The organism is Segatella salivae DSM 15606, assembly GCF_000185845.1.
Classification (GTDB): Bacteria; Bacteroidota; Bacteroidia; order Bacteroidales; family Bacteroidaceae; genus Prevotella; species Prevotella salivae.
Genome location: NZ_GL629647.1, coordinates 1914568 through 1925427 on the forward strand (window position 1 = coordinate 1914568; position 10860 = coordinate 1925427).

Here is a 10860-nt window from a genome sequence, read left to right on the forward strand (position 1 = left end):
ATTCAGTTTTATTGATTTATTTCTTGAATTTATCTTTTATTTTGACTAAACTTGACAGCGGAAGGTCACGCTTTATGATCACAAAGGCAAAGCAAAGGATGAACAAAGTGTTGACCGCAAGGGCCGCAATCATTGGGAGTTGGGCGTTGGAAAGCGTGATAAGTGCGAACAAGACGAGGGCAACAAGGGTGTAAATTGCAATGTCTTTGAGTGGATAACGAATGGGATAATACTTCTGTCCCAGTCGATAACTGAGCAACATACTAACTGCATACGACGCGAAACCAGCCCAAGCGCAGGCCCAATAGCCAAACTTTGGAATGAGAAGCACGTCTACTCCAATCAAGATTACAGCCCCAATGCCACTGAAATAGGCTCCCCAAATGGTCTTATCTATTAGCTTATACCAGAAACTTAGATTGAAAAAGATGCCAAACATGATTTCCGCTGCCATGACAATCGGTACAATTTGCAGTCCTTCCCAATAGCTTTTACCCACAATATAGCGTAGAATGTCCATATAACCCATGACACAAAGGAAGGCCAAAAGTGTGAAAATGATGTAGAACTTCATGGCTTTGGCATAGGTTTTCTTGTTGTCTTGCTCTTTCGTCTGACTGAAAACGAAGGGTTCATAGGCATATCTGAACGCCTGAGTAATAATGACCATGATCATCGCGAGCTTGATACAAGCTCCATAAATGCCTAATTCCGTGCGGGCATCTTGGGCACTTCCGTCGTACATCCAAGGGAAAATAATCTGTGAAGCGGATTGATTTAGCTGCCCAGCAACACCCATAACAAGGAGTGGCCAGGTATATTTCAGCATACGTTTACAGGTAGCTTTGTCGAAAGGATTACGGAAACCACTCAATTCTTTGCCTAAGAAGAAGAGCGTAAGTACGCTTCCTGCCAGCTCAATCCAAAACACTCCAACAACATTTAAGCTAAAGTTTGCATCGTAAATCCCAAAGAGATTCAACCTGAAATAAGGCAAAACAACAAGGTAAAGCAACACTCCTATGATGTTAACTACTATGCTTATCATGCGTAAAGTGACAAACTTTATCGGACGATGTGCATAGCGAAGATAGGCCATTGGGATATTAATGAAGGCATCAACTGCCACACAAGTCGCCATAATCATAATGAATTCATGATGGTCGGGATAGCCAACGACATCGGAGATTGGACTTAAAAAGAGGGCAACCAAGGCGACAAAGCACACCGAAGTGAGGGCAACCATGCGCAAAGCTGTGGCATATACCTTCTCGGGTTGCTCTCCGGGACGGTTCATAAAGCGGAAGAACGTCGTCTCCATCCCATAAGTTAGCACGATAATCAGTAAGGCAACATAGGCATAGATGTTGGTAATGATGCCATATTGTCCCCCTGCTGAATTGAACTTTATCGTCTCAATGGGCACTAAAAGATAACCAACGAAGCGGGCTGCAATGGAACTTAGTCCATAGATTGCAGTGTCCTTAGCTAATGATTTTAAGTTTGCCATAACATAAACAAATTAATTTCCACTCCCAACTTCTCATCAAAGGAGGAGAAAGCTAACAGGCGTGGCCTTCTTATTTCTTATATTTCTAATTTTATTCTTATCCTTATCGACGTCTCGTTGTATTCCAATCACTCCGCCATTCAAAAGAACATATATGCCAATCCGATAGCTGCAATCACGCCAGCTAAGTCTGCAAGCAAGCCACAAGCTACCGCATGACGCGTATATTTGATGTTTACACAGCCGAAGTATACAGCCAAAATATAAAACGTTGTGTCTGTACTGCCTTGGAACATGCAACTCAATCGGCCCACAAAACTATCTGGTCCATAAGTCTTCATGGCTTCAAGCATAAGTCCACGAGCACCACTTCCGCTCAGCGGTTTCATGAAAGCGGTCGGTAAAGCGCCTACAAAGTCGGTGTTAAGTCCGCACTTTTCCACACACCATGCAATGCCATTGATGAGCATATCCATAGCTCCTGAAGCACGAAACACACCAATGCCCACCAAGATGGCAACCAAATAGGGAATGATTTTGACTGCCGTTGTAAAGCCTTCTTTGGCACCTTCGATAAAGGAATCATAGACATTAATCTTCTTGATGACGCCCGCCACAATGAAAGCCATGATGATTGAGAAAAGAATCAGACTTCCGCTGAGGTTTGCAATGGTGTCCATCGTCTTCTGATCTAACTGCCCAAAGCCCCAGATAACAAGGCAAACAAAGGCTGTCATGCCTCCAATGAACGCCAAAAGTGCGGGTTGAAACAGATTGATATGCTGCCAAAGAGCGGTTATAATGATGCCCACGAGCGTGGCAATTGTCGTAGCTAACAAGATGGGAATAAACACATCAGTCGGCATTGCGGCCCCATTCGAGGCACGAAATGCCAGTATTGTCGTTGGGATTATCGTCAAACCACTCGTGTTAAGCACAAGGAACATAATCATCGGATTAGTCGCTGTGTCTTTCTTTGGGTTTAATTCCTGCATCTGTTGCATGGCTTTTAGTCCCGTCGGAGTGGCCGCATTGTCGAGCCCAAGCATATTAGAAGCGATGTTCATAAAGATACTTCCCATCACGGGATGGTTCTTTGGAATGTCTGGAAAGAGTTTAGTGAAGATAGGACTCAAGGCTTTTGCCAACACGTTTACGATGCCGGCACGCTCTCCAATCTTCATAATCCCGAGCCAAAGTGATAGCACTCCCGTCAAGCCCAACGATATTTCGAAGGCATTTTTCGATGAATCGGTGGTTGCTTGCACTATCTTTTGGAAGACGGTTGTATCTCCCAAACACAATGAAACGAGTGCAAACAGAAAGGCAATGGCAAAGAATGCCACCCAAATATAATTCAAAACCATACAAGATGCAAAGTTAACGGAAAACCATTATATATAAAAGAAAATCACGAAAAAACATGAAACTCAGCATGATTTCAATCGTTAAACGATGTGGGGCATAAAGGATAAAGCGCTGGTTTTTGGCGCATAAGGGCGTGAAATAATGTAAATAAGCCTCCTCTTCCCCTTTCTTCATGTTGTCATCTGCGTCATTTCACCGCGTGAAAAGCCTTGTTTTACACGATGAAATGACGCAGATTGTGCAGTCATTTAACGCTGTTTGCAAAGTGTTTGTAGTTCAACGCTGAAGGCGTTGTACGTTTGATAGCCCAGGGTTGGCGTCAGCCTACCCTGGGTTATGCGTGTAGTGAGGAAGTCAACGCCGTAGGTGTTGTGCTTTTTCTGAATGGAATGCCGTGATAAAATGCCGAGGAATAAAAGGTACAACGCCTACAGCGTTGTTCTCGCTAATGGCAAATAACCCAGGGTAGACTACGCTTTCGCTTGTCAACCCTGGGCTATCAAAGGTACAACGCTTACAGCGTTGCATGATAAGATCATTCGTTATGCCAAGCTAATTCATAGGAAAACCACGATAATATCAATAGGATTGGAGGTTAATTAAATTCATTTTTAAGCCTAACATCCATATTGTTATTCTTCTTTTTTAACTGCATTATCCTTTAAATCTTAATTCATTGCGATGTGAAGTCAATAGTAAAGATTCATGAGGAATTTCTATTTATCCTTTGTTTTCATTGCCGTTATCTTTGAAAATGACGCAGATTGTGCGGTCATCCAATCACCAATATTGTGTTCATGCGCACATAGTCTTCGCTAAGATAAAAGAAACCACCAAATCCACAGGCTGTTCCCCACGAGTTTTTTGCAATGAAATAGCGCCTGCCTTGATGGTCATGGGCCAGTCCGATGAGTTCAAGTGCGTGGTCATCTGTGGTTTCTCGCCGTTCAAATGCACGCTGACGCTGTTGCTGGGTGACGTGCTTTTGCGCTAATTTTGCAATCCCTGAGTTGGCATGAAAGCTCGAAGAAGAGACATCTCCCTCCCAAAACACGGCGCGACCACTGCGTATTCGGCTGACGATAAAGTGCATCATGGTGTCTAAGGGCACATTAAGTACGCGGTCGTCATTGACATTGTCGGGCACTTCAAGAATGAAACGACTGCCAAAAGGATGATGAGTGAAGCTCGTAACTGCCTGATATTCGTCGTCACGGCATACGCTATGAGCAAACTCTAAGGGTGTATATTCGGCGCCAAGCATGTGGACTTTTGGGCCGGGAAGATAGCCGATGGCCGCATCAAGCACACGATTCATGCGGTCGTCAAGGCTTGGGAAGTCGGTTGTTGAACGCGTACAAAGTTGCAATTTGCGTGCAACAACGTTATAATTCACGGGGTTTTGGGCATGATATGAATCGAAAGGAACGACTCCATAGGTTTGAATCAGTGTGAGAAGTCGTGTGCCCATGCCTCGCAAATTGGCTGGAACAGCGCCGCGAGAAAGGTAGTATCGGCGCGTTGTTTCAGTGAGAAGGCAACGTGCAACGTAATCGGTGCTGAGGTTAACAGAGTCACCTTGCATGAGATGATTAGTCTCTATGGTGGCCAACATGGCATAAACCCAGCAGAGACTACTACGCCCTTGGTCTTTCACGGGAGTTGTTTTGAGACATATCTCCGTGGTAAACGGGTTATGTTTTGTTGTGTGCTGAGGTCGCGAACAGGCTGAAACCATCAGCACAAGACTTATGATATAAACATTAATTTTATTCATATTCCGCAAAGTTACAAAGAAAATGATTAATTTTGCAGGCATGAAAGGGAAAATAACTGATTATGAAGTAATGGCTCCAGTAGGCTCACGTGAGAGCTTAGTTGCAGCAATTCAGGCTGGAGCGGATTCTGTTTATTTCGGTATAGGCAAGCTGAACATGCGGTCACATTCGGCCAATCATTTCACCATAGACGACTTACGAGAGATTGCTTCCACGTGTAATGTGCATGGAATCAAGACCTATTTGACTGTAAATACGGTCATTTATGATGAAGATTTGCCTACAATGCGCGAGATTATTGACGCTGCAAAGGCCGCAGGTATAAGCGCAGTGATTGCCAGTGACGTAGCCGTTATGGCGTATTGTAATGAGGTTGGTGAGGAAGTTCACCTCTCAACACAACTCAATATATCGAACATTGAGGCGCTAAAATTCTACAGTCGGTTTGCTGATGTGAGTGTACTTGCGCGCGAATTAAACATGGAACAAGTTCGTAAAATCTATGATTCCATCCTCCAAGAACATATTACTGGGCCGATGGGTAGACTTGTTCGGATTGAAATGTTCTGTCATGGTGCGTTGTGTATGGCCGTTAGTGGCAAGTGTTATCTAAGCCTTTCGGATACCAATCGGTCGGCAAATCGTGGGGAATGTGTACAGATATGTCGGCGTTCTTACACTGTAACGGATAAGGAAACTGGTAACCAATTGGAGATAGATAACAAGTATATTATGAGTCCTAAGGACCTAAAGACTGTGCGATTCATTGATAAAATGATGGAGGCGGGCGTCAGAGTGTTTAAGATAGAGGGTCGAGCCAGAGGACCAGAATACGTATATACCGTCGTGAAATGTTATAAAGAGGCCATAGAATCGGTTCTAAACGGCACGTGTTCAGAAGCGAAGAAGGATGAATGGGATAAGCGATTGGCTACTGTTTTCAATCGAGGTTTCTGGGATGGATACTATCAAGGCCAGACACTTGGAGAGTGGAATCGAAACTATGGCAGTGCCGCGACGGAGAAGAAGGTGCTTATCGGCAAGGTGATGAAATACTTTTCAAAGCTCAATGTGGCTGAAATTGCCGTGGAAGCTACCGACTTTAAGCATGGTGATAAGCTATTAATCACGGGACCAACCACGGGTGTTATGTATCTCACGGCAGATGAAATACGCTATGATCTCAATCCTGTTGAGAAGGCAGAACAAGGAACTCGTGTCTCAATTCCCGTCACAGGGAAGGTTCGTCCCAATGATAAAATCTTCAAATTAGTAAAGACTCAGCCTTCCACAACGCACTAATCAATCTGTAAGAAGCGTGTAGCTTGTTGGAAAAGAGAACGAAAGCTTTCGATGTAAAGCTAAGGATTATATTGATAAATGATTAATTATGACAATCAACGAAGCTCAAGATGAAGTGATTGAAGAGTTTAATGACTTCACCGATTGGATGGATAAATATCAACTGCTCATTGACTTGGGCGGCGAATTGAATGCGCTTGGTGAGCAATATAAGAACGATGACAACCTCATTGATGGCTGCCAGAGTCGTGTTTGGATTCAATGTGACGTGAAAGATGGCCAGCTTTTCTTCACGGCTGATAGCGATGCACTCATCGTAAAAGGCATTATTGCATTACTAATCAAGGTACTTAATGGGCATACTGCAAAGGAAATTCTCGATGCTGACCTTTATTTCATCGATCGAATTGGCTTGAAAGACCACCTAAGTCCAACGCGAAGTAACGGCTTACTCGCCATGGTTAAGCGCATAAAGTCATACGCTTTAGTATATGCAAATGCATAGAAAGTTGCGCACAATAGAGATGAATCGTCTCTCAATTAACGAGTTTAAGGAGGCTAAAAAGCTTCCTTTGGTCGTTGTTTTAGATGATGTTCGGAGCCTATATAACGTGGGAAGTGTCTTCCGTTCGGGTGATGCTTTCCGCATAGAAGGCATATATCTCTGCGGTATTACAGCCACTCCGCCGAATGCCGAGATTCATAAGACGGCGCTTGGAGGCGAAGATAGTGTTGCTTGGAGATACTTTTCACGTGCTGAAGACGCTGTAACGGAATTGCAAAGTCACGATTATTTTGTGTATAGTATAGAGCAAGTTGAGGGCAGTATAAAGCTACAAGACCTCACGATAGATAAGACTTCGCAGGCTAAGGGCTATGCTGTTGTCTTTGGAAATGAGGTGAAGGGTGTCAAACAAGAGGTCGTTAATATGAGTGACGGCTGTCTTGAAATCCCCCAATTTGGTACAAAGCATAGTCTCAATGTAAGCACAACAGCCGGTATTGTGATGTGGGAATTTACGCGAAAACTATTGTTTGAGTAGGGAAAAACAAGTTAATAGTGGAACAGAAAGCCTTTCTTTATGGCTTAAAATCATTTTATTGAGGCGTATGAAGAAGAGAATTTATTTTTTTATTGTACTTATTTCATTGCTCCTTTCTTGTCAGAATATGAGTAAAAATCAAACAAATGAACATGCAAAGTTTATGGAAATCAATGACACAAACCATTATAGTAAGCCGAGTGAAGAGCTACTTCGGAAGACGCTTACGCCCGAACAATTTGCCATAACGCAACAAGCGGCAACCGAACGCCCCTTTGTTAATGCCTACGACCATGAGTTTCGACCAGGCATTTATGTAGATGTTACCACAGGACAACCTTTGTTTCTCTCATCCGATAAATATGATTCAGGCTGTGGATGGCCAGCGTTCTCGCGCCCAATTGACGAACATTTGATTGTCAAAGACACCGATTTATCTCACGGAATGACGCGCACTGAGGTAAAAAGTAAGCTTGGTGACGCTCACTTAGGACATGTTTTTAACGATGGACCACGTGAAAAGGGCGGACAACGCTACTGCATTAATAGTGGTGCTTTGCGTTTCATTCCCGAACAAGATATGGCAAAAGAGGGCTACGGAGCTTATCTCTCACTGCTTCATCCGTTGCAAACCATCTATCTTGCAGGCGGTTGTTTCTGGGGAACAGAGCACTTTTTTAAACAGGTTCACGGGGTAAAGGCAACGCAGGTTGGCTATGCCAATGGGCACACGCCACATCCTTCATACCACGAAGTATGTACCGATACAACGGGATTTGCCGAAACTGTAAAGGTGGAATACGACCCTTCAGAAGTTAGTTTGGCGTTTTTGTTAGACTTATACTTTAGGGCTATCGACCCCACTTCAGTCAATCAGCAGGGCAACGACCGCGGAACGCAATACCGAACAGGCATATACTACACCAACAAAGCAGACCTTTCGACGATTGAAGCCGTTGTAAAGGCGCAACAAAAGCATTACAAACAGCCTATCAGAGTGGAGGTTTCGCCGCTGAAAAACTTTTATTCGGCTGAGGAATATCATCAAGATTATCTCGACAAGAACCCCACAGGATATTGTCATCTGCCACAAAGTTTGTTTGAAATGGCACGAAAAGCACGCATGAAACAACCATAGGCGGCAGGCATCATCAGCCACCTTGTCTTGTTTTCCGACGGTGTTTTTCAAAACTATGCAATGTAGTGATTCGACCACTACATTGCCGATAGAACACAAGTTCTTAGACTTCTTTCTTCAAAGACTTTGCAGGCGCAAGGATTTTCCTTACAGGATACCACACCGCCAGCCAGCCAACGATGAGCACAGTGACGAAAATCAGTGTCACATCTGTATAATGTACGCTCACAGGATAGGCGTTTACGATGAAGGTTCCGCTACTGTTTCCGAGTGAAACAAAGCCATATTGCTGTTGCAACCAACACAACAGGAGTCCCAATCCAATACCGATAATCGCACCAAATGCCGAAATCAACCAGCCTTCGAATAGGAAAATCCGAGATATCTGGTGCTCGTTTGCACCGAGATTTCGCAGTGTTGTCACATCGTTTTTCTTGTCGATGATCAACATTGAGAGTGAACCTATGATGTTAAAGCATGCTACTATGAGGATGAAAGTAAGGAAAATATAAGCTATATACTTTTCAATCTGCATGATCTTAAACGTGTCGGCTTGTTGTTCAAAGCGGTCCATTACCTTGTATTTTGACCCACCTATTGACTGCATCTCTTTCTTAACAGCATCTAAATCGCTGCCATTTTTCAGTCTGAACTCAAGCGAAGACAATCGTCCTTGCTGTCCAAACAGGTTACGGGCAAAGGCAATTGGCGCGATGATATAGTTCTTGTCGTATTTGCTTTGATTGACTGCAAACACCACTCCGGGGGATAAGAGCGAGTCAACCACAAAGGCTTGGGTTGGGTTTGCAGCGTCAAATTGTCCTTCTTTCTGTGGAGCGTAGATGCGAAGATAGTCTCCAAAGCGCGCACCTGTACCCAAAGCAGCAGCTAATCTGATGCCCATGATGCCGTATTGCAGGTTTCCTGCGTGCAAACTATACGTGCCGTCACCAAACAATATGTCTTTAACGTGCGTCAACTGGTCAAAGTTGTCGTCGACACCCTTTACAATTACCATCGCCTGTTGACCTTTATATAGCGCTAAAGCCTGGTCTTCCACGCTCTCGGTGGCTACATCTACCGACGGCAAAGCCTTCATCTTTGCCAATAAAGGGTCATCACTCGGAGCCGTCTTTCCTTGGGTTGGCACCACTTCGAGTTGTGGATCAAAGTTCGTAAAGAATGTAGCCACGAGGTCATGAAAGCCATTGAAGACACTCAACACTATCACAAGGGCCATCGTTGCCACGGCAACGCCAATCACCGAGATAACAGATATCACGTTGATTGCATTCGTACTCTTCTTTGAAAAGAGGTAACGTTTGGCAATATATAAAGGAAAATTCATAAAAGAAAAACTCACTTCGTCTCCTCATTCCTTTGTCCTAATGACATAAAACAGCGGTTGTTTTGACTCAAAACAGCTTGTTGGGCAGAACAGCCGACCTTCGTTTGCCTCGCTTGTACACAGCAGTGACACAATGGTTTAGGGTCGGCGGCGAGGAGGTTACACTTGGATTTATTTCTTCAAAAGCTCGTCTATGCGCTCAATGTAGTCCAAACTATCGTCTATAAAGAAGCGAAGTTCGGGGATAATACGCAGTTGATTGCGCACGCGGCACCCCAAATCATAACGTATAGTCTTTGTGTTTGCGGTGACATTCTTTAGAATTTCCTCGCTCTTCTCACTTGGAAATATACTCAGATATGCCGTGCAAATGCTCAAGTCGGGACTGATTTTAACGCGCGTAACACTAACCATCACGCCATGCATCTGGCGAGTTTGCTCTTGAAAGATAGTCGCAAGTTCTTTCTGTAACAGTCTTGATATGCGGTTTTGTCTTGTTTCTTGCATAATAATTCGAATTAATCTTTGTTGCAAAGATACTTATTTTTCTGCTCATCGGGCAGTAATCCACAAGATTTTTACGTGTGAAGCGCGAAATATAATGGTGCTGAAGGCTTTGCGTATAGCCGTGAGACGATTGCCCATTTTAGTCGAATGTTCTTATACTCCCCATTACCCTATGAGCCACCATGCATGGTTTTATCCGCCATGTCGAATGTTACACCTGCGCAACGCCGTAGGTGTCGCGCCATTATTCAAATGAATGAATTTTGCAATATAAACGCTCTCATGATGCAACGCTGTAAGCGTTGTACCTTTGATAGCCCAGGGTTGACAAGCGAAAGCGCAGGCTACCCTGGGTCATATGCCGTTAGTGGAAACAACGCTGTAGGCGTTGTACCTTTTATTCTTTGTCGTTTTATCGCGGCATTCCACGCAGAAAACGTACAACACCTACGGCGTTGATTTCCTCACTACATGCATAACCCAGGGTAGGCTGACGCCAACCTTAGGCTGTCAAACGTACAACGCCTTTAGCGTTGAACTAAAATGGTGTTATAATCTGCGTCATTCCATGCGATAATTTGCGTCAAATGGTCGTGTGATTTGCCGTATTTTACACGATAAAATGACGCAAACCATTTTACGCTTCATTATCCACAATATTGTCACCCATAATTAACTCCAAAATAACTCCCTCTATTTCCACGGCTAACTACTCCCCTCTCTCTTCGGAGAACCATAGGTCGCTGTTCGTGAAGCCTGCGAAACGAGGAAAGCAAAGGGCTGGGGGTGAGGCTTTGTCTGCCTCTCTCCATTCCATGAAGGGGCTGGGGGAGAGGCTGAAAGGCGCTGGTGTCTCGGCTTTGTCT

At 44.2% G+C, this 10860-nt stretch carries 11 protein-coding genes; 5 read left to right on the plus strand and 6 right to left on the minus strand.

Annotated features, from left to right (window positions below; genetic code table 11):
• Positions 1-16: 16 nt before the first annotated feature.
• The 4 genes from HMPREF9420_RS07735 to HMPREF9420_RS07745 all read right to left on the minus strand — a co-directional run bounded on the left by HMPREF9420_RS07735 (position 17) and on the right by HMPREF9420_RS07745 (position 4697).
• Positions 17-1510, minus strand: coding sequence for an oligosaccharide flippase family protein (locus tag HMPREF9420_RS07735; protein WP_007135015.1), 1494 nt, complete (start codon positions 1508-1510; stop codon positions 17-19).
• A gap of 140 nt (positions 1511-1650) precedes the next feature.
• Entirely contained in the window at positions 1651-2877 is a 1227-nt protein-coding gene (locus HMPREF9420_RS07740; RefSeq protein WP_007135016.1) for a nucleoside recognition domain-containing protein, read from the minus strand.
• Between the two features lie 355 nt (positions 2878-3232).
• Positions 3233-3406: a hypothetical protein gene (locus HMPREF9420_RS13300; protein WP_007135018.1), complete on the minus strand. Its 174-nt coding sequence runs from the start codon at positions 3404-3406 to the stop codon at positions 3233-3235.
• Positions 3407-3650: 244 nt separating this feature from the next.
• Entirely contained in the window at positions 3651-4697 is a 1047-nt protein-coding gene (locus HMPREF9420_RS07745) for a C1 family peptidase (RefSeq protein WP_007135019.1), read from the minus strand.
• Between HMPREF9420_RS07745 and HMPREF9420_RS07750 the strand changes: the two genes are divergently transcribed.
• From HMPREF9420_RS07750 to HMPREF9420_RS07765, 4 genes are all read left to right on the plus strand, one after another.
• Entirely contained in the window at positions 4696-5958 is a 1263-nt protein-coding gene (locus tag HMPREF9420_RS07750) for a peptidase U32 family protein (RefSeq protein WP_044079174.1), read from the plus strand. The two genes, HMPREF9420_RS07745 and HMPREF9420_RS07750, sit on opposite strands and share 2 nt — an antisense overlap.
• 88 nt (positions 5959-6046) lie before the next feature.
• Positions 6047-6463: a SufE family protein gene (locus tag HMPREF9420_RS07755; protein WP_007135021.1), complete on the plus strand. Its 417-nt coding sequence runs from the start codon at positions 6047-6049 to the stop codon at positions 6461-6463.
• Positions 6450-7001 carry an RNA methyltransferase gene (locus HMPREF9420_RS07760; RefSeq protein WP_007135022.1) on the plus strand — a complete coding sequence of 184 codons (552 nt, stop codon included), beginning with the start codon at positions 6450-6452 and terminating at the stop codon, positions 6999-7001. Before HMPREF9420_RS07755 ends, HMPREF9420_RS07760 begins: the two co-directional genes overlap by 14 nt.
• A gap of 67 nt (positions 7002-7068) precedes the next feature.
• Positions 7069-8139 (plus strand): bifunctional methionine sulfoxide reductase B/A protein, encoded by a 1071-nt coding sequence (locus HMPREF9420_RS07765; RefSeq protein WP_044078847.1) that lies wholly within the window; start codon positions 7069-7071, stop codon positions 8137-8139.
• A 103-nt stretch (positions 8140-8242) separates the two neighbouring features.
• Here the strand turns inward: HMPREF9420_RS07765 and HMPREF9420_RS07770 are convergent, their stop codons facing one another.
• Positions 8243-9487: an FtsX-like permease family protein gene (locus tag HMPREF9420_RS07770; protein ID WP_007135024.1), complete on the minus strand. Its 1245-nt coding sequence runs from the start codon at positions 9485-9487 to the stop codon at positions 8243-8245.
• Between the two features lie 171 nt (positions 9488-9658).
• Entirely contained in the window at positions 9659-9994 is a 336-nt protein-coding gene (rbfA, locus tag HMPREF9420_RS07775; RefSeq protein WP_007135025.1) for a 30S ribosome-binding factor RbfA, read from the minus strand.
• A gap of 186 nt (positions 9995-10180) precedes the next feature.
• On the opposite strand from rbfA, the gene HMPREF9420_RS14705 reads away from it, so the two are divergent.
• Positions 10181-10453: a hypothetical protein gene (locus HMPREF9420_RS14705; protein ID WP_248628094.1), complete on the plus strand. Its 273-nt coding sequence runs from the start codon at positions 10181-10183 to the stop codon at positions 10451-10453.
• The last annotated feature ends 407 nt before the right edge of the window (positions 10454-10860 follow it).

Bases quoted from the DNA above. Each gene is read 5' to 3' on its own strand.
- HMPREF9420_RS07735 (WP_007135015.1), bottom strand. From the start codon at position 1,510: ATGGCAAACTTAAAATCATTAGCTAAGGACACTGCAATCTATGGACTA.
- HMPREF9420_RS07740 (WP_007135016.1), bottom strand. From the start codon at position 2,877: ATGGTTTTGAATTATATTTGGGTGGCATTCTTTGCCATTGCCTTTCTG.
- HMPREF9420_RS13300 (WP_007135018.1), bottom strand. From the start codon at position 3,406: ATGCAACGCTGTAAGCGTTGTACCTTTGATAGCCCAGGGTTGACAAGC.
- HMPREF9420_RS07750 (WP_044079174.1), top strand. From the start codon at position 4,696: ATGAAAGGGAAAATAACTGATTATGAAGTAATGGCTCCAGTAGGCTCA.
- HMPREF9420_RS07745 (WP_007135019.1), bottom strand. From the start codon at position 4,697: ATGCCTGCAAAATTAATCATTTTCTTTGTAACTTTGCGGAATATGAAT.
- HMPREF9420_RS07755 (WP_007135021.1), top strand. From the start codon at position 6,047: ATGACAATCAACGAAGCTCAAGATGAAGTGATTGAAGAGTTTAATGAC.
- HMPREF9420_RS07760 (WP_007135022.1), top strand. From the start codon at position 6,450: ATGCAAATGCATAGAAAGTTGCGCACAATAGAGATGAATCGTCTCTCA.
- HMPREF9420_RS07765 (WP_044078847.1), top strand. From the start codon at position 7,069: ATGAAGAAGAGAATTTATTTTTTTATTGTACTTATTTCATTGCTCCTT.
- HMPREF9420_RS07770 (WP_007135024.1), bottom strand. From the start codon at position 9,487: ATGAATTTTCCTTTATATATTGCCAAACGTTACCTCTTTTCAAAGAAG.
- rbfA (WP_007135025.1), bottom strand. From the start codon at position 9,994: ATGCAAGAAACAAGACAAAACCGCATATCAAGACTGTTACAGAAAGAA.
- HMPREF9420_RS14705 (WP_248628094.1), top strand. From the start codon at position 10,181: ATGGTTTTATCCGCCATGTCGAATGTTACACCTGCGCAACGCCGTAGG.